Source organism: Spiroplasma endosymbiont of Stenodema calcarata, from assembly GCF_964031205.1.
In the GTDB taxonomy this organism is placed as follows: domain Bacteria; phylum Bacillota_I; class Bacilli_A; order Mycoplasmatales; family Mycoplasmataceae; genus Spiroplasma.
Genome location: NZ_OZ035018.1, coordinates 568,936 through 588,044, shown reverse-complemented (window position 1 = coordinate 588,044; position 19,109 = coordinate 568,936). Strand labels below are relative to the sequence as shown.

Annotated in this window: 18 protein-coding genes, 7 tRNA genes and 3 rRNA genes; 2 read left to right on the top strand and 26 right to left on the bottom strand. The window is 32.8% G+C overall.

What is annotated here, in order from left to right:
• Positions 1-11 precede the first annotated feature (11 nt).
• The 9 genes from rrf to rdgB form a co-directional block, all read right to left on the bottom strand.
• Positions 12-118 (bottom strand): 5S ribosomal RNA (rrf, locus tag ACQH24_RS03230).
• A gap of 70 nt (positions 119-188) precedes the next feature.
• Positions 189-3,101, bottom strand: a 23S ribosomal RNA gene (locus tag ACQH24_RS03225).
• Positions 3,102-3,374: 273 nt separating this feature from the next.
• Positions 3,375-4,894: ribosomal RNA gene (locus ACQH24_RS03220) — 16S ribosomal RNA — on the bottom strand.
• The 16S, 23S and 5S rRNA genes sit together here, the layout of an rRNA operon.
• Before the next feature lie 329 nt (positions 4,895-5,223).
• Entirely contained in the window at positions 5,224-5,538 is a 315-nt protein-coding gene (locus ACQH24_RS03215; RefSeq protein ID WP_425380543.1) for a hypothetical protein, read from the bottom strand.
• Between the two features lie 59 nt (positions 5,539-5,597).
• Positions 5,598-6,119 (bottom strand): hypothetical protein, encoded by a 522-nt coding sequence (locus ACQH24_RS03210; protein WP_425380542.1) that lies wholly within the window; start codon positions 6,117-6,119, stop codon positions 5,598-5,600.
• Between the two features lie 12 nt (positions 6,120-6,131).
• Complete coding sequence (locus tag ACQH24_RS03205) at positions 6,132-6,815, bottom strand: Na+/H+ antiporter NhaC family protein (protein ID WP_425380541.1); 684 nt, start codon at positions 6,813-6,815, stop codon at positions 6,132-6,134.
• Positions 6,816-7,099: 284 nt separating this feature from the next.
• Positions 7,100-7,423, bottom strand: a complete 324-nt coding sequence (locus tag ACQH24_RS03200; RefSeq protein ID WP_070406656.1) for a single-stranded DNA-binding protein — start codon at positions 7,421-7,423, stop codon at positions 7,100-7,102.
• 100 nt (positions 7,424-7,523) lie between these two features.
• Positions 7,524-8,048 carry a tRNA (cytidine(34)-2'-O)-methyltransferase gene (locus ACQH24_RS03195; protein WP_425380540.1) on the bottom strand — a complete coding sequence of 175 codons (525 nt, stop codon included), beginning with the start codon at positions 8,046-8,048 and terminating at the stop codon, positions 7,524-7,526.
• 40 nt (positions 8,049-8,088) lie between these two features.
• A complete protein-coding gene (gene rdgB / locus ACQH24_RS03190; RefSeq protein ID WP_425380539.1) occupies positions 8,089-8,640 on the bottom strand; it encodes an RdgB/HAM1 family non-canonical purine NTP pyrophosphatase in 552 nt (183 codons plus the stop codon).
• Positions 8,641-8,716: 76 nt separating this feature from the next.
• Between rdgB and ACQH24_RS03185 the strand changes: the two genes are divergently transcribed.
• Complete coding sequence (locus tag ACQH24_RS03185) at positions 8,717-9,505, top strand: phosphotransferase (protein ID WP_425380538.1); 789 nt, start codon at positions 8,717-8,719, stop codon at positions 9,503-9,505.
• A gap of 184 nt (positions 9,506-9,689) precedes the next feature.
• Here the strand turns inward: ACQH24_RS03185 and ACQH24_RS03180 are convergent, their stop codons facing one another.
• From ACQH24_RS03180 to ACQH24_RS03125, 12 genes are all read right to left on the bottom strand, one after another.
• On the bottom strand, positions 9,690-10,163 hold the full coding sequence (locus tag ACQH24_RS03180; RefSeq protein WP_425380688.1) for a hypothetical protein: 474 nt from the start codon (positions 10,161-10,163) through the stop codon (positions 9,690-9,692).
• A gap of 51 nt (positions 10,164-10,214) precedes the next feature.
• Positions 10,215-10,649 (bottom strand): transposase, encoded by a 435-nt coding sequence (locus ACQH24_RS03175; RefSeq protein WP_425379605.1) that lies wholly within the window; start codon positions 10,647-10,649, stop codon positions 10,215-10,217.
• 95 nt (positions 10,650-10,744) lie between these two features.
• Positions 10,745-11,227 carry a DxFTY motif-containing membrane protein gene (locus ACQH24_RS03170; RefSeq protein ID WP_425380537.1) on the bottom strand — a complete coding sequence of 161 codons (483 nt, stop codon included), beginning with the start codon at positions 11,225-11,227 and terminating at the stop codon, positions 10,745-10,747.
• A 79-nt stretch (positions 11,228-11,306) separates the two neighbouring features.
• Positions 11,307-11,380: transfer RNA gene (locus ACQH24_RS03165), tRNA-Gly, on the bottom strand.
• Positions 11,381-11,457: 77 nt separating this feature from the next.
• Positions 11,458-11,544, bottom strand: a tRNA-Leu gene (locus tag ACQH24_RS03160).
• An 18-nt stretch (positions 11,545-11,562) separates the two neighbouring features.
• A tRNA-Lys gene (locus tag ACQH24_RS03155) sits at positions 11,563-11,638 on the bottom strand.
• Positions 11,639-11,646: 8 nt separating this feature from the next.
• Positions 11,647-11,721 (bottom strand) — tRNA-Gln (locus tag ACQH24_RS03150).
• Positions 11,722-11,735: 14 nt separating this feature from the next.
• Positions 11,736-11,819: transfer RNA gene (locus ACQH24_RS03145), tRNA-Tyr, on the bottom strand.
• A gap of 5 nt (positions 11,820-11,824) precedes the next feature.
• Positions 11,825-11,900, bottom strand: a tRNA-Thr gene (locus ACQH24_RS03140).
• A 13-nt stretch (positions 11,901-11,913) separates the two neighbouring features.
• Positions 11,914-11,989 (bottom strand) — tRNA-Val (locus ACQH24_RS03135).
• Positions 11,990-12,168: 179 nt separating this feature from the next.
• Positions 12,169-12,951 (bottom strand): hypothetical protein, encoded by a 783-nt coding sequence (locus ACQH24_RS03130; protein ID WP_425380536.1) that lies wholly within the window; start codon positions 12,949-12,951, stop codon positions 12,169-12,171.
• Positions 12,952-13,195: 244 nt separating this feature from the next.
• Entirely contained in the window at positions 13,196-14,137 is a 942-nt protein-coding gene (locus ACQH24_RS03125; protein ID WP_425380535.1) for a hypothetical protein, read from the bottom strand.
• A gap of 152 nt (positions 14,138-14,289) precedes the next feature.
• Here ACQH24_RS03125 and ACQH24_RS03120 point away from each other — a divergent pair, with 152 nt between their 5' ends.
• On the top strand, positions 14,290-15,252 hold the full coding sequence (locus tag ACQH24_RS03120; protein WP_425380534.1) for a GMP reductase: 963 nt from the start codon (positions 14,290-14,292) through the stop codon (positions 15,250-15,252).
• 29 nt (positions 15,253-15,281) lie between these two features.
• Here ACQH24_RS03120 and rpsU read toward each other — a convergent pair whose 3' ends face one another.
• The 5 genes from rpsU to ACQH24_RS03095 form a co-directional block, all read right to left on the bottom strand.
• A complete protein-coding gene (gene rpsU / locus ACQH24_RS03115) occupies positions 15,282-15,446 on the bottom strand; it encodes a 30S ribosomal protein S21 (RefSeq protein WP_004028656.1) in 165 nt (54 codons plus the stop codon).
• Positions 15,447-15,668: 222 nt separating this feature from the next.
• Complete coding sequence (locus tag ACQH24_RS03110; RefSeq protein WP_425380533.1) at positions 15,669-16,418, bottom strand: hypothetical protein; 750 nt, start codon at positions 16,416-16,418, stop codon at positions 15,669-15,671.
• Positions 16,411-16,914 (bottom strand): hypothetical protein, encoded by a 504-nt coding sequence (locus tag ACQH24_RS03105; protein WP_425380532.1) that lies wholly within the window; start codon positions 16,912-16,914, stop codon positions 16,411-16,413. The genes ACQH24_RS03110 and ACQH24_RS03105 overlap by 8 nt, the downstream gene beginning before the upstream one ends.
• Positions 16,915-17,081: 167 nt before the next feature.
• Entirely contained in the window at positions 17,082-17,879 is a 798-nt protein-coding gene (locus ACQH24_RS03100) for a lipoprotein (RefSeq protein ID WP_425380531.1), read from the bottom strand.
• A 356-nt stretch (positions 17,880-18,235) separates the two neighbouring features.
• Positions 18,236-19,087, bottom strand: coding sequence for a translocator protein (locus ACQH24_RS03095; protein ID WP_425380530.1), 852 nt, complete (start codon positions 19,085-19,087; stop codon positions 18,236-18,238).
• Between the last annotated feature and the right edge of the window lie 22 nt (positions 19,088-19,109).

Below are 19,109 nucleotides of genomic sequence, written 5' to 3'. Positions count from 1 at the left end.
TCTTTTTTTTAACCTGGCACTGCCCTATTTTCACCTTGCGGCTATCGTCGACGTAATAGTGCTTAACTTCCGTGTTCGGGATGGGAACGGGTGTGCCCACTACACCATAAGCACCAGATTACTTGAGTGGAATTATCCTCTCAAAACTAGATAATAAACATTCTAAAATTTGTAAATAAGCTCTCGCTTTTCTGAAGTCCTCGACCTATTAGTATTGGTTAGCTGAACACGTCGCCGTGCTTACACACCCAACCTATCAACCTTGTCGTCTTCAAGGGGTCTTACTCCATAAAGGATGGGAAATCTCATCTTAAAGTATGCTTCTCGCTTAGATGCCTTCAGCGATTATCATTTCCACACATAGCTACCCAGCTGTGCCACTGGCGTGACAACTGGAGCACCAGCGGTATGTCCATCCCGGTCCTCTCGTACTAGAGACAGATCTCTTCAAATTTCCTACGCCCACAACAGATAGGGACCAAACTGTCTCACGACGTTCTGAACCCAGCTCGCGTACCGCTTTAATGGGCGAACAGCCCAACCCTTGGAACCAACTTCAGCTCCAGGATGCGATGAGCCGACATCGAGGTGCCAAACCTCCCCGTCGATGTGAACTCTTGGGGGAGATCAGCCTGTTATCCCCAGGGTAACTTTTATCCGTTGAGCGACGGCCCTTCCACACGGGACCGCCGGATCACTAAGCCCAGCTTTCGCTCCTGTTCGACTTGTAAGTCTCACAGTCAAGCACCCTTCTACCTTTGCGCTCTATGTATGATTTCCGACCATACTGAGGGTACCTTAGGGCGCCTCCGTTACATTTTAGGAGGCGACCGCCCCAGTCAAACTACCCACCTGACACTGTCTCTGATCTGGATTACAGATCTAGGTTAGGATTTCGACATAGCAAGGGTGGTATTCCAAGGGTGACTCCACAACAACTAGCGTCGCTGCTTCAAAGTCTCCCACCTATCCTATACATGCTATATCAAAACCCAATATCAAGCTATAGTAAAGCTCCATGGGGTCTTTCCGTCTAGTTGCGGGTAACCTGCATCTTCACAGGTACTAAAATTTCACCGAGTCTGCAGCCGAGACAGCGAAGGGATCATTACGCCTTTCGTGCGGGTCAGAACTTACCTGACAAGGAATTTCGCTACCTTAGGACCGTTATAGTTACGGCCGCCGTTCACTGGGGCTTCGGTTCAAAGCTTCGCTAATGCTAACTAATCCCCTTAACCTTCCAGCACTGGGCAGGCGTCACCCCCTATACTTCGTCTTACGACTTTGCAGAGAGCTGTGTTTTTGCTAAACAGTTGCCCCTTCCTCTTCACTGCGGCTCATATTGCTATGAGCACCCCTTCTCGCTAACTTACGGGGTTATTTTGCAGAGTTCCTTAGCTACAGTTATCTCGCTTGCCTTAGGATTCTCTCCTTGACCACGTGTGTTCGTTCTAGGTACAGGCACCATATAAATAGTACTAGAAGCTTTTCTTGGAAGCATGGAGTCATATACTTCGCTACTAGGCGAACCGTTCGCTCCCCATCACACTTCAAGGTTATGCAAGGCGGATTTGCCAACCTTACCCTCTTTGTGCTTAGCCCGGAATCCATTAACCGGGATATACTATCCTTCTCCGTCACTCCATCGTTTTATATGGTGGTACAGGAATATCAACCTGTTGTCCATCGACTACGCCTTTCGGCCTCGCCTTAGGTCCTGACTAACCCTGGGTGGACGAACCTTGCCCAGGAAACCTTGGTCAAACGGCATGAGGGATTCTCACCCTCAAACGTTACTCATGCCGGCATTCTCACTTCTAACCAGTCCAGCAGTCCTCACGGTCTACCTTCATCCCTGTTAGAACGCTCCCCTACCGCCCTGTATATAAATATACAAAACCCATAGCTTCGGTATTATGCTTAGCCCCGGTACATTTTCGGCGCAAAGTTACTCGACTAGTGAGCTGTTACGCACTCTTTAAAGGGTGGCTGCTTCTAAGCCAACCTCCTAGCTGTCTAAGCGACTTCACATCCTTACACACTTAGCATAAATTTTGGGACCTTAGCTGATGATCTGGGCTGTTTCCCTCACGTACATGGACCTTATCACCCATGTACTGACTGCCGAGTATACAAAATTGGCATTCGGAGTTTAATTGTATTCAGTACCCCTAGGTGGGGCCATCATACATTTAGTGCTCTACCTCCAACTTGCTAACCTCGACGCTAGCCCTAAAGCTATATCGGGGAGAACCAGCTATCTCCAGGTTCGATTGGAATTTCACCGCTAGCCACAAGTCATCCGCGGTCTTTTCAACGAACGTCGGTTCGGTCCTCCATTAAGTTTTACCTCAACTTCAACCTGCTCATGGCTAGATCACCTGGTTTCGGGTCTATGACAACATACTAAACGCCCTATTAAGGCTCGCTTTCACTACGGCTCCGTATCTTCTACTTAACCTTGCATGCTATCATAACTCGCCGGCTCATTCTACAAAAGGCACGCCGTCACCCATTAACGGGCTCCGACTTCTTGTAGGCATATGGTTTCAGGTACTATTTCACTCCCCTCCCGGGGTGCTTTTCACCTTTCCCTCACGGTACTGGTTCACTATCGGTGAATAGGTAGTATTTAGCCTTACGCGGTGGTCCGCGTTGATTCCGACAAGATTTCACGTGTCTCGCCGTACTCAGGATTCCATTTCGAGTCTTGTTCATTTCGTATACGGGACTATCACCCTCTGTGGCATGGTTTCCCAACCATTTCTACTATAAACAAGTTTTGTAACTCTACTCATATGGTCCTACAACCCCAGATAAATCTGGTTTGGGCTGTTCCCCGTTCGCTCGCCGCTACTAAGAGAATCGCTTTCGCTTTCTTTTCCTCTAGGTACTGAGATGTTTCAATTCCCTAGGTATACCTTCACTATAACTATTTATTCATTATAGGATGATGAGAGATTAATCTCACCGGGTTCCCCCATTCGGACATGTCCGGATCAAAGCTTACTTCCAGCTCCCCGAACCTTATCGCAGGTAGTCACGTCCTTCATCGTCTCCTATTCCCAAGGCATTCACCATACGCCCTTTGTAACTTCAAAGTTTATTAATTATTTGACCTGATTTTTAAATCAGTTTTGAGAATCATTTACAAATATAACTGTGAAATTTTAGTTATTTTTTAAAAAATAACAGAAATTTTGAATTATTGTTATTTTAATCATATGATTAAAATAAATAGATGTCTATTATCCAGTTTTCAAAGAACAATTTCAATAACTTTTTCTTGTTATTGTCAGAGAAACTAATCCCTGAAAACTAAACATAACTGCCATTAAAGCTAATTAAATTACTATAAAGTAATAACTCCATAGAAAGGAGGTGATCCATCCGCACGTTCTCGTACGGATACCTTGTTACGACTTCACCCTAATCATCAATCCTACCTTGGGCGGCTTCCTCCTTACGGTTAGAATACCGACTTCTGGTATTATCAACTCTCATGGTGTGACGGGCGGTGTGTACAAGACCCGAGAACATATTCACCGCGACATTGCTGATTCGCGATTACTAGCGATTCCGGCTTCATGAGGGCGAGTTGCAGCCCTCAATCCGAACTGAGACCGGTTTTTTCAGATTAGCTCCCTCTTGCGAGATCGCAACTGTTTGTACCGGCCATTGTAGCACGTGTGTAGCCCAAGACATAAGGGGCATGATGATTTGACGTCATCCCCACCTTCCTCTAGCTTACACTAGCAGTCCCGTTAGAGTATCTCAACTTAATGGAGTAACTAACGGCAAGGGTTGCGCTCGTTACTGGACTTAACCAAACACCTCACGGCACGAGCTGACGACAACCATGCACCACCTGTCTCAATGTTAACCTCTACTGTATTTCTACAGCTTTGCACTGGATGTCAAGCCTTGGTAAGGTTCTTCGCGTTGCTTCGAATTAAACCACATGCTCCACCGCTTGTGCGGGTCCCCGTCAATTCCTTTGAGTTTCACTCTTGCGAGCATACTACTCAGGCGGAGTACTTAATGCGTTAGCTGCAGCACCGAACTTAGTCCGACACTTAGTACTCATCGTTTACGGCGTAGACTACTAGGGTATCTAATCCTATTTGCTCCCTACGCTTTCGTGCCTAAACGTCAGTGATAGGCCAGTCGACCGCCTTCGCCACTGGTGTTCCTCCATATATCTACGCATTTCACCGCTACACATGGAATTCCATCGACTTCTCCTACACTCTAGTTTAACAGTTTTCAAGGCGAACTGGAGTTAAGCTCCAGGATTTGACCCCAAACTTGTTAAACCGTCTGCGCACGCTTTACGCCCAATAAATCCGGATAACGCTTGCCACCTATGTATTACCGCGGCTGCTGGCACATAGTTAGCCGTGGCTTTCTGGTAAGGTACCGTCAAATAAGTATCATTTCCTATACTTACTGTTCTTCCCTTACAACAGACCTTTACAATCCGAAGACCGTCTTCAGTCACGCGGCATTGCTCCATCAGGCTTTCGCCCATTGTGAAAAATTCCCTACTGCTGCCTCCCGTAGGAGTTCGGGCCGTGTCTCAGTCCCGATGTGGCCGTTCAACCTCTCAGTTCGGCTACGTATCATTGCTTTGGTAGGCCATTACCCCACCAACTAGCTAATACGCCGCACCCTCATCTATTAGTGATCTAAGCGGACCTTTTAACATTCTCTGATGCCAGAAAATATCGTATGCGGTATTAGCAGTCGTTTCCAACTGTTATCCCCCGCTAATAGGTAGATTAGGTACGTGTTACTCACCCGTTCGCCACTGGGTGCAAGCACCCCGTTCGACTTGCATGTATTAGGCATGCCGCCAGCGTTTATCCTGAGCCAGGATCAAACTCTCATTAAAAAATTTTGATTTTGTTCCTAGCTTTAATGACGGATATTCATTGATTAAATGATTATCTTTGTTGTTATGTTTAGTTTTCAAAGATCGTTTTTGTGTCAACAAAACACCTTTCAAATCATACAAAAATTAGTGATTATTGTCAATGACTTTTAACTTTTTTTTGCATTAATTTTTCGATATATTGTGTAGAAATATTCATTCATCATTAATAAATAACCATTACTAACTGACACCTTTATAAGTATATAAAATCCATATTTTTTTGCAAGTGTTTTTATCAAAAATATTAATATTTTTTAATAAAAAAAATAATTATATAAATAATTATTTTAATCTTGGTTTTTCCGAAATATTTTGGTAATTCCTTTTCACCACGATGCTGTTAAATATCTTTCTAAACAACCAAAAATGATAAAAATTATTGCGGAAAGAAATAATAAATATAGATATCAAGCATATTTTCAAACATCAAAAAAGGAAATTGCTGTTTGATTAACTCCAACATAGTTATTAGCCATACTAACTAAAATTAACATTTGTGCTCCATAAGGAATTAACCCTTGAAACACCGCTGGAAAAATAGATACAAAGGCCGCGATTTTATTTTTATTTAAATTATACTTTTGACGAATTTCTTTTACCATCGGACCAATCACAATAATCGCAATAGTATTATTCGCTAAGGCAATATCCGCAACACTTGTTAAAGTTGCAATCCCAAATTCCGCACTTTTTTTCCCTTAATTTTTTGATTAATTTTTGCGGTTGCTCATTCAAGACCACCCGATAATTCACTTAGTCCCGCTAAACCACCTGTAAAAAGAGCCAAAAAAGCAATTTCAGCCATGGATAACATTCCAGTTTTAATTGCCTCTGTTGCTACTAAAAATTTATCTATCCAACTTAATAAATGCCCACTTGGATTTAAAACGCCATTTAACATACGAGCAGGAGTTAAGGTTGGTAAATAAGAAGATGTTAATTCGCCTGTTGTGGTAACTCATTGATTAAATTGACTTAAACTAAAACCAATAATAATTGCAGAAAAAATTCCGCTAATTAAAACTATAAAAACATTGACCCCACTTAAAGCAACTGCCAAGACAATTATAAATGGCAAAATTGTCAATAATGTTCGTCATCAAATTCAAATCTCATTATGTACTTTTGCATCTTTTACATAGGTAATAGTGAAAAAAAGAATAATTGTAATAATTGCTGCCACAAGTAATATTTTTTAATTAAATAAAAAGCGACTTTTAGGGGTTACATCTTGGGTACGACATGATGCAATCGCTGTGTCGGAAATAATTGATAAATCATCACCAAACATTGCCCCACACAATAATGCCCCGGCTACCATTGCTAAATTTAATTGTGCTTGCGAAGCCATACCAAACGCAATTGGACCAAAAGCAACAATTGTTCCAACACTAGTTCCCATTGCTGTTGAAATAACAGCACTTATTAGAAAAACTCCCCCTACTAAAATAGTGGGCGGAATAACCTTAAACCCTAAAAAAGCAATTGCAGAAGAAGCCCCAATTGTATTCATCAGTTGAGCAAATGATCCCGACAATAAATAAATAAACACCATAATTAAAATATTTTGATCGACACTACCTTTCAAAAAGGCATTTAGTTTTGTTGTAAAATTTCCTTTAATAATTAAAAAACCAATAATCGTTGGAATTAAAATAATAATTGGAGTAAATATTAAATAAAACCCCATTGGATTATTTTTTGAAAAAATCTCTTGTTTAAAAATATCTAAAATAATTCCCACTAAAATAAATAAAATGACAAATAATAACAACGGTACTAAGCCACGAAAAGAAACCTCTTTTTTTAGATCTAATAAATTAGTTGTTAAAATTTTATCCTGTAATAATTTTTCAAGTTTTTTTTGTTTTTTTGCCATACTAATCAACTACTTTCTATTTCTAAAATAATTGATTATTGATTTTAAATATTATTAAATTTACTTAAATTAGCGGCACATTATCATATTATTGGTATGAGCAGAAAATAATCATTTATGAAAATCTTGATTTTTAATATTACTAAAAGTCATTTTTCTTACTCCTTTACCTTTTAATCTTTAATTATTATATTATAGATTTGTTAAATTTTAATAAAAATAATAAAAAAAGCCATCATACTAAAAATGGCTAATTTGTATTAAGTTAATAATGTTAAGTAATTCTAGTTAAAACTGCTTAAATACGTGACACGATCAGCAATTATATCGTTATAATAATTTTCTTCGTCAAAATTATTCGAACGAAACGATTGAATCCGTCCTTTAACTGCAATAATTGCTTTATCCCGCAGACTAATATCTAAATCATCGATATTATTTGTTCATACTTTAACATTAACTAAATCACTATCATAGTTACCATCTTTATTTTTAAAAGGGCGTTGAATCTTTAGTAAAAATTTCATTAGTTTTCGTTCTGCTTCTTTTTTATCATAAATAATTTCATACGTTCCTTCTACTTGTCCAACTAACATCACTTGATTCATTTTTTAATCATCCTTTCTAAAAACACCAATATAACTCAATACTAAAAGAATTATAAAAAAATATTTTCAAAAACAAGAAAAAAATTCATAAAATGCATTGTTAATCTTGTTGCAAGAAATCTTCTCCTTTTTGAAGTTCAACTTTTGATAAGCCCGGATAGTCTAATTGTCGCATTATTTCATAACCCACAATGCCAACCGTATTTGCAATATTTAAACTACGAACATGCTCAGACATTGGAATTCGAAAAGTGCGGGTTAAATTCTCTTTTAAAATTCCCGTTGGAATCCCTGTTGATTCGCGACCAAATAAGATAAAAAGACTTTTGTCTTTGGTAAAATCAACAGCACTATGTGGTTGCTTTGCATAACGCGTCGCACAATATAAATTTAGATTTGGATTTAATTTTAAAAAATGATTCCAATCATTATATAATTCATAATCAGCATACTCAATATAATTTGCACTACTACGAGCAATAAAACGTTCATCAAAAATAAAACCAAATGGTTCAATTAAATGTAGCTTTGCATTAATTGCGACACAAGTTCGCATAATCGCCCCAACATTTTGCGCAATTTCTGGTTCAAATAAAACAATGTTAATTTTTTTAGTTATCTTCATCTTACTCTCCTAATCATCATTTCTTAAAAGCCTCAAATGCTTACCCCCGATGCGAATATTTATTTTTTTCTGTTAAAGTTAATTCAGCATATGTCCGCCCAAGTTCTGGTATCAAAAAAATTGTGTCATAACCAAAGGCATTATGCCCAATCGCTTTGTCGGTAATAAGGCCCTCTGTAACCCCCTCAAAGAACATTCTTACCTCTTTAATTGGGTCAATATAACATAATGCACAAATTGCTTGGGCATCACGGCGCTCTAATAATTGACATTTTTCAATTAATAAATCATTAATAATTTTGTTATCAGTAATTGGATACGCTCATCGCCGCGTATTAACCCCTGGAAAATGGTCCAAACCAATAATCTCTAATCCTGAATCATCCGCTAAAACTGGCTTGTTAATTAATTTACTTAAAAAATCTGCTTTGCAAAAAGCATTTTCTTTGAATGTTGTTCCTGTTTCTGGAATTTCAGGAATCGGATTTGTTAAATCTAATAATGATTTAACGATTATGTTAACATTTTGAAACATGTCCTGAAATTCTCGCACTTTGTTTTTATTACTAGTTGCAATTCAAATTTCTTTCATTCCCGATTTCCTCGCTTTTCTTAATTACATATATTGTATAATAAAATTAAGAATTTAAAGAATGGAAGTTACGCCAATGATGAAATATAAAATTAAAACAAAATTAAATTTAGGAATTACCAATGAAAACTATCAAACAATCGATAATCTTTTTATTCGTTATAGTAATCCTTTTACCAATTTGTTTATTGATCACCAAAACGAAATTTATGTTTTAGAAAAAATTAAAAATACCACATTGACCCTACCAATTATTGACTATGGTTATGATAATAACCACTTTTTCTTAGTAACTCCTTATTATCCAACATTACAACCGCTTAGTGCTGTTAAACTTACTAATCAAGTTTTGGAGGCTACTGCCACATTAATTCAAAAATTATGAGAAATTAAAATTACACCACATGATCAAATTAAAATTTTTCAACCACAACAATTTTTGGAAAATTTTAAAACGGCAATTAAAAAACCGTTAGTAGATTTACATTCCTATGAAGCAAACCTTAATTATGCCAAATTACAATCAAATGATTTTGTCTTATGCCATAATGATTTAAATGATGGGAACTTAGTTTTTTTAGAACAAAACCTTTATTTAATTGATTTTGAATATGCAATGCAAAACGATAAATTTTTTGACATTGCTTCTTTTGCATCAGAAACTTTACCAACCAAAGCCGCACAAAAGTATTGATTTAAACTTTTTAATCTAACCCCTACGGAACAAGAAAAAGTAAATGCTTGAATGTATTATCAAAATATTACCTGAATTGCTTGAGCCAACTATATGTATGAACAAACAAACAATAAAATTTTTTTAACAATCATTGATTTAAAATTAGCTAATTTGCAAAATAATAATTAGAAATCATTTGGGGGAACTGGGGGCATTTCTTCATCATCATTTTGATTCACTTGCTGATTCATTAATCCTTGTTTCTAAATTTTTTCTTTAATTTTGTCGAAAACTCTTGATGAAATAAAAAAATCATCAATATGACAATTTGAAAAATAATTTTGTTTAAGATCATGATTTTGCTTTAAATTTTTTAAACGTTAAAATATAATACCGTTGATTGTTGTTTTGGTGTTAAACCTTTATGTTGGTATTTTCATTTTCATAGATTTAAATAATTTTGAATATTAGTGAAACCCAAACCATGATAATGAATTAAGGCTTCTTTAAGACTCGATTGTAATTTACTAATCTTATTTAACTTTCGATAACTAGTATCAGGGTTTGTACTAGTTTTGGTAGAATATAGAGTAGAATTTGTTTGTTTTGCTACTAATAAATATAATGGTTGCATGTCAGAAATAATTATTGATTTTTCTTTAATTAATTGCTTATTCATATTTTCAATAATTCATTGTTTTTGTAATCGTTTGGTATTGGTGGATTGAACAAAAATATTATTATTGCTATCAACTACCATTTGAATACAGCATTTGGTATTAGTTGAAAATGGATCAAGATGAGTTTTTCGTTTATCAAATTTATCTTTAAAATTACCTTTATGGATTTCTTTAATAAAAGTTTCATCAATTTGGATTTGACCATTTAATTTTTTAAATTATAATTGAGTATTTTCTAATTGTTTTGATTGCATTAATTTTTGACGATTATATCAAGCAGTTTTTGGTGTTGTTTTAATAAAACGGGAAATTATTTTACTAGATTGTCCTAATAATGAAATTTGAATTAATAAATTTCACTGTTCATAATTTAAATGACTTCAATAAGTAAAATGATGACGAAAAGCATCAAAACTAGCACGACATTTTTTACATAAATATTTTTGTTTTCCTTCGGGATTATGACCATTTTTAACACAATGATAAGATTTACAATCAGGACATATAATGCCTTTATCTCTAAATTTTTGATCAATTTCATTTAAACGTTTTTGTTTTTTGATTACTTCTGCTTCTTTTTTTATTTTTTCAGCAAATTCTAAAAATTGATCATCTGTAAAACTGTTTTTTAATTCTGTAATTATTTTTTCCATCAATTATTTACCTCTATATATTAAAAATATACCTAAAATTAGATATATTCTATAAATATCAAGAGTTTTCGACAAAATTAAAGAATTTTTTTCATTTACCAATAACCACGTAAATTACGCATTCATATTGCCATAAAAGTACCAAAAAAAACCGCAAGTAATAAAAACACTAGCGCAACCAAACAACGATATAAAATCTTGTCCCACCCTCATCAATAACCTGTTAAATAAATACCATATAAGGTCCAAGACAACGCAATTGTATAAGTAAACTGATCAGCTTGATGAAACTTTAATAAAAAGCCCCCACAAGTTAGTAAGAAAACCGTTAACACCATTGTTAAGCCAAAACCAATTCCAACCCCAACATCATAGTGAAATGTAAAATTTAAATCTGGTGAAGTTAAAAAAAATAATAACAAAAATGGTCCTATTGCTTCAATAATTAAAAAACAAAAACTTTTTCAAAAAACGGTGCGCGAAGCATGAAATTCTAAATCATTCTGGACTTCAGGAGGCAAATGTTCTCAATTATTTTCAATAGACTTTTTTTTGTTATTATTCTTAATTATTTTCATAATATTAATTACTCCTCTTAAGACTTTGATAATTTAATTTTAACATAAAAAAATTGTTAATCTAACAACTTATATTTAATGGAGCGGGTGAAGGGAATCGAACCCTCACAGTCAGCTTGGAAGGCTGAAGTTCTACCATTAAACTACACCCGCATTTTTAAGTTTTATAACTTATAACAATAATATATATACCACTGTCTTAATTTGATGTCAATTGTTTTTAAATAAAATGGTACCCGAGACCGGACTTGAACCGGTACAGTTGTAAAACCGACGGATTTTAAGTCCGTTGCGTCTACCTATTCCGCCACTCGGGCATATATAACTCTAATAAATGGTCTCCTGTAAAGGACTTGAACCTTTGACCCACTGGTTAAAAGCCAGATGCTCTACCTACTGAGCTAACAGGAGACTGAATATGGCTGGGCTAGCTGGATTTGAACCAGCGCATGAAGGAGTCAAAGTCCTTTGCCTTACCGCTTGGCTATAGCCCAATGTATCAATAAAATGGTGGAGGGGGAGGGATTCGAACCCCCGAACCCGAAGGAGCTGAGTTACAGTCAGATGTGTTTGGCCACTTCACTACCCCTCCAAAAATGGTGCTGGCTAGAAGAATTGAACTCCCAACCTACTGATTACAAGTCAGTTGCTCTACCAGTTGAGCTAAGCCAGCAAAAAAACATTAATGGTCGGGTGTAACGGACTTGAACCGCTGACCACCTGCTTGTAAGGCAGACGCTCTCCCAACTGAGCTAACACCCGATTACACAATACACTTATTGTGTTAAAACCTTTATAATTTTATATAAAACAATAATTTTTGTCAATTAAAATAAATTATTAATTAATTATTTTTTTTTGAAAATATAGTTTAGTTGGCAATTATAAAATAAATGGTAATTAATTAATAAAATAAAAATCAATAATATTTTCGATTGAAACTATTTAACTATAATTCTAAAAAATTGATAAAAATTTGATCAAAAATTCTTTCCAAAAAAAAATCCTTTTCTTTTTAATTTTTTTGATTTTATATTTTTTTCATCCTTTAAAAAAATACAATATTCTTTCCAAATTTGATCATAAATATTTATAATATCATTATTAAAATCTTTAATATCTTTTTTTTTTGATTTTATAATATCTAAGATAAAAAATCCTTTTTTACTTTCTAATGAAACATCTTTAAAAGATATATACTCAAAATTATTTACAATCTCATAATCATCAAATAAATTCTTAAAATTCATAAATTGAGCTTTAATTAAGTTCGTGTAATTATTGATAACTGGTTTCTTAATTTCAGTTATTTTATTTAAAATTGCTGAAAAAGATGGAATTAATAAAATACTAGATAAAGTAGAAATACAAGCAGCAATAAATAAATTATTTTTAAAAATGCTAGAAGATTGATAGTTAATAACAATTGTTGAAACAACATTAATTAATATCAAAAATGTTAAAAATCAAAATGGTGTAAAATTAATAACCTGATTCTTTTCAATTTCGGTATTTTCAATGACAATTTTTTTCTTATATAATACAATTTTAATAAAAAATATATTAGAGTAAAAAAAGTTAGTAATTGTAAATTTTATTAAAATATAAAATGACATAATTAGAACACTATATGAAATGATCATACTAATTTGTTGATTTGAACCTTTATCAATTAATTGAAAAATAAAACCAGATAAAATTAACGCAAAAATAATACAATCCATAATGAAAAAAAGTAAATTAATGTAATTAATTTTTTTAAAATTGGATAAGAATTTATTATATTTCTTTAAAAAATATTTGGATTCATTTTTCTTCTTTTTTTGAAGCTTGTCTTTCATTTTTTCACCTCATTAATTTAAAAAAGTAGTTTGATAATTATTTTTATAAAATTATTATAACAAATTTATTCGTATATAAAAAATGAATTTTATTTAATTAAATAAAATTCATTCTTTTTAAAATTGATTAATATTGACGTTGGCTACGATCTTCGGTTTTGTACTGTGGAATATTAATCATATATCCATCTTCACGACGTCATAATCCTTTAATTACTTTTGTTATTAAGTAAATCATAAAGATTGTTCCTACTAAGGTTGCCGTAAAGTTTAAGATGTTAGCAAACATTGATAAACCACCTTGTCCTCTTTGAAACATACGGCCAAAAGCTTCAATTAATTTTAATAATGCTGTAATAATTTGAATTATTAACATAATTGTTACTAAAACAGTATAAACAGTCGAAACAAAACGTAATCATTTTCCATAAGTAGTTTCTGCCATCATATTAGCAACAACTTTATCACTATAGAATCCAGGAACGAAAATTAAGCTTAAAACACTAACTGCAGCTAATACTCCCATCATAATTCCAAAATTTCGTTGTGTATCGCCTACTCAAGTTTTTTCTGTTGCTTGGTTATAAAAAATCATAACAGCAACAATACTAGCAAATGCTGAAATTAATCATGCAGTTCCTAAATAACGGACAATTGTCACACGAGCATTTTTTGTTGCTTTAACATCAGTATCTGGTAATCATGTTAAAGCAAAAGGAGCAAAAAATCCACCAAGCGATAAAGATAGCACAGCTAAACTTCACTTATTAGCACATAATTCAGCATCATTGCTGCTAACCGCATAACGAATCAATCCAATATTACAGATAATTGATGTAAAGAATGAGAAAATTACTATTAGTAAAATTAACACCTTATAACTTGCCAAATCTGCATATGAATTCATTAATAAATCATTTGCTGTATTGATATCACCAGTAAATTTCCCACTGTTATATTGGGCTAACCAATAAAAATAAAATCCTGCTACAAAAGTAATCCCAATAATTCCAACAATACTCGATAAGACAATTCAAAACCGGGTAAATCCAAAGTTTTTTGTCATCATTTATATAATCACTGTTCCTTTCTTAATATCAATTAAGATTATATGCTATTCTAATACTGATTACAAGATATTCTTTTAAACATTTTTAAAAATAAAACTAATCTTTTTTACTTGCTTTTATGATACATTTAAATAGTGAGGTGAAATAGATATTGAAAGCATTTGATTATGAAGACATTCAATTAATTCCAGAATTATGTGTTGTTAATTCTCGGAAAGAATGTGATACAACCGTTAAATTAGGAAAGCATACTTTTAATTTGCCTGTTGTTCCATCAAATATGGCAACAGTAGTTAATGAAGAATTATGTGAAAAACTAGCTGAAAAAAACTATTTTTATATTATGCATCGGTTTAATGTTGATCAAATTAAATTTATTAAACATATGAAAAATAAGAACTTAGTTACTTCTATTTCAGTTGGTGTTAAAACAAGTGATTTTTCACTAATTGAAACATTAAAAAAAGAACAATTAGTTCCTGACTATATTACAATTGATATTGCTCATGGCCATGCCTTTAGTGTTAAAAAGATGATTGAGCATATCCGTACTCATTTAGGACCTGAAACTTTTATTATCGCTGGTAATGTCGGGACACCAAAAGCAGTTCGTGATTTAGAACATTGAGGTGCTGATGCAACAAAAGTTGGGATTGGACCAGGTAAAGTATGTATTACTAAATTAAAAACAGGATTTGGAAACGGTGGTTGACAATTATCTGCTGTTAAATGATGCAGCAAAGGAAGCTCCAAACCAATTATTGCTGATGGAGGCTTACGTGTTAATGGTGACATTGCGAAGTCAATTCGAATGGGCGCAACAATGTGCATGGTTGGTAGTTTATTTGCTGCCCATCAAGAATCACCCGGAAAACAAGTTGAACTGGATGGCGTCAAATATAAAGAATACTTTGGCTCAGCTAGTGAATACAATAAAGGTGAAAAACGTTATGTTGAAGGAAAAAAAGAATTAATTGAAATTCGAGGTAGTATTTTTGAAACTCTTCGTGAAATGACCGAAGATTTACAATCATCAATTTCTTATGCCGGAGGCAAAGATCTGGATGCTATTAAAAAAGTTGATTATGTTATTTTAAAAGACAGTAATTTTTAAGAAAAAAAATCCCAGTTATGGGATTTTTTTTAACGAAAACTACGAGATTGCTCTTGTTTATAGCGTCTTTTTTCTTTTTTACTCATTCAATGTTCTCGTTTGCGGGCTTCTTTTCGTTTTACCGAAGAAACCTTGTTAAAACGCTTTAAAGCTTTGTCTAGCGGTTCGCCTGCTTTGACAACAACAGTAGCCATAATATTCAACTCCTAAAACTATATAAATTAACAATATAATAATATCATATTTTTTGCAACAAAACAAATTTTTATTATTTATGTTTAAATTATGTATAATGTACGATGAAGCTCCAAAAAACAACTCTTGTTAGGGTTGTTTTTTGGAGCTTCATCGTACATTATACATTAATTAAAATTTAATTTAATTTCCCCCACTAATTATATTTGCTTGGTTCTATTTTAAATCTTTGTTAATAAATCATAGCTATTATTGCCTACTGTTGGGGCATTATTTGTTACTGCTATAATCTTTTGTTTTAACTGGATAAAACCCCGCATTACTTGGTCATAATCTGTTAAAATAACATCCTCAAAAGTCCCGTTTTTAAGATTAATCCCTCGTAATTTTCATGATGTTCATTTTTCCTGACAAATTGTAGGAATTAAAGCAATTAATTCATTTGGTTCTAGCATAACCTTAAAGGTTTGAGCAAGATAAAATTGAAGCATTTCTTGGAAGTTAATTAACCCATACTCTAATTTAAAAATATCTTTGGTACTACGTTGATAAATAATTGTTTGTCTTGTTTTAATATCAACATAAAAATGATTAGCTCGTATCATTAGGTTATAATGTTGTTTAAGCGTTATTCACTTCAGAGTTGGGAAATTTGTTTTAATTTTGTTTTCTTCCTCAGCTGAGCAAGTAAAATTATGGATAAGAAAAAAATTATTTTTAACAAAATCTAACTCTAAATTGTTAAGATAAATTAATAAACTTTTTAAATTAATTAGTTTATATTGTTCAAGTAATCTACTTTTGACAACATTTAAGATCCCCTTCATCTGCATTTTTGCATGATTTCCCATTCATAAATAATATCCTGTATCAAGGTCATAAATAATTAAATTTGGATTATTAAATAAGCATTTATTACGTTGATAAATCTTAACAGTATAATTCCCTAATTCAATTCGTAAATTAGCCATGCAGATTTTTTCACTTTTCTTGGGTCAATTCATTTAAAACAGTATAAGGATAATGTTGCTCTAAAAAATCATAAATTCCTTGTGTTATCTTCATTAACGAATAATAATTTGTTAAAAAATAAACAATTGCTTTTTGAAATGGTAACGAAGGAATAATTTTATTTGCAACTAAATAAATGAATACTAACGCACTACTTTGACTAATTCCATCATAACAAGCAAGGAAAGTTGTTTCATCTTTTACTTTTTCATTTAAAAATTTTAAACCAGCAATTATTGTGATTTTTGCAATATTATCAATGTCATAATAATCAAATGATTTTAGAATTATTTGATGGTCTCACAAGAGATATTTTTTCTTCCGCGCAATGGCTGTTTGATCATGACATAATAAATTATAATAAATGTCACTAATAATAACCTTATTTTCAATATCACTCGGGATTAAAAACTGATTACCAACAGCCAAATTATCAATAACTAATTTTCGCAACATTAAATCCCTCCCTTTCTAAGTTAAGATTTCTATAATATTTTTATTATTTTAATTATTATCTTTCATAGTTATTTTTTCCCTTTAATGATAACAAAAAAATGAGAATAATAATTCTCATCTTTTATTTTTCATAATCTTGATTTCACTTTTTACTTATTCAATCTGTTTTACTCATTAATTATAAATTGTTTTTCTTCATTTTCAATTTTAGTGTCATCTTGTCCTTCTTTAGATTCAATTTCTTTAATAGTAAAGGTCACAGCCACCTCACCTTTAACACTCGCACTAGTAATCACCGCACTAGTATCATCAATCTTATCTACACTAAGATCATCTGGAGCATTCGGATTCTTTTCCTTCACTGCTGCAAGGATAGTTTCCTCAGTTTTATCAGCTAATTCTCCCAAGTCTGTTTTTGTAATCAACTCAACCAACTGTTTTTGCACTGGTTTAATAGTAAAGGTCACAAGCACCTCACCAATAGCACTATCACTTTTAATAACCGCACTACCCTCTTTTATATCAGATACTTTCATATCAGCTGGAGCATTCGAATTCTTTGCCTTCACTGCTTTAACAATTGTTACCGCATTATTATCATCTAACTGTCCTAATGCTTTCTCAGTAATCAACTCAACCAACTGTTTTTGCACTGGTTTAACAGTAAAGGTCACAGCCACCTCACCTTTAACACTAGCACTAGTAATCACCGCGCTAGTATCATCAATCTTGCCTACACTAAGATCAGCTGGAACACCCGGATTCTTTGCCTTCACTGCTGTAAGAATAGTTTCTTTATTCTTATCAACTAATTCTCCCAAGTCTATTTTTGTAATCAAATCACCCAATTGTTTTTCCGTTTCTTTTTTTGGGGTTACTTTATTTTCGTTTTTACAACTAATAACAGTAATAGCGGGTGTTGTTGTTAAAGCAGTTACTGTTAAAATACTTAGTAATTTTTTCATCTTCCTTTTTACTCCTTCTTTATCTTTTTTTAATAAACTGTTCTGACATGTATACTTCATTTTCCGTTACATTTTGATTATGCTTATATAAAATAATATAAAAAAAATTAAATCATTCCTGTAAGAAAAAATATTTGGTCCAATGTAAGAATTAACAATTACCAGATATTCTATTTAATATTTGACATAATATCTGGGAATATGTCGTATATTCATTGTAAAAAAAAAAAATCAATACTTTTATTGATTTATTTATACTTTTTTCCTTATTTAAAAAATATTTTGTGGTTTTTTATTCAAAACTAGCAAACTATTGGGCACAGATAAAATTGACTACCTTCTTTATCCCAATTCTTTTAAGATTTGATTTGTTTATATTCCATTCATAACTCATAATTTTGAGATGCTGTAATTTTCTTATCATCTAAATTTGTGAAGACTAATGTTACTAGTGCTCGTAATCTTGGTTCGCCAGAAATCCCTGGCGGAGCCACACCTAAATATTGATAACTTGTAACTTGTACTTCAAATTGTTTATCTTCGTATAATCATAAATCTTGTTTTATCCCTTGATTACTGAAAAGATTAGTGTAATGTTTTGAAAGAAAATCTAAAATCACCGGACTATTATTTTTTGTAAATTCTTTTTTGTCTTCCGCAATTGTTCATTCGGCAAAAGGTCGATGTGGCAAATGACCATTATTTTCAAAATCAGAGTATTTTTTTGTTCATAAGAAATTTCCTCAGTTTTTTAAATAATCTAGATAAATTTTTAATCAACGCTCTTTATCATACTGTTTAGTTTCAGTGAACTGTAACGATAAATCATCTTGAATAAAAATAAAGTCATCTTTCAAACTAGTAAGCTTAAACCGAAATGTTAAATGATAAAGAGTTTCAAATTTAAAACAATTGAAATGGGTTAAATCATCAATTTCAAAAAGATATGAACTTGGGTTATAAATAAAGTATTTTCTAATTTTTTGACCTAAAGTTTGATCTAACAAACTCTTAAACATATTATTGATTCGAGTAGGAGTCATACGCTTTGTTTCTGCTAATGTTTGGGCCATCGCATCTTTAAAGAAAAAATCACCTTTATATTTAAAAATATTATATGTTTGAAAAAATAATATTAAATTTTCCCGATTTAATTCGACTTTTTGAACTGTCATATCTTTTGCATTTATATAGCCTACTACTCCCATTGGATAGGTTAAGATAAATTGG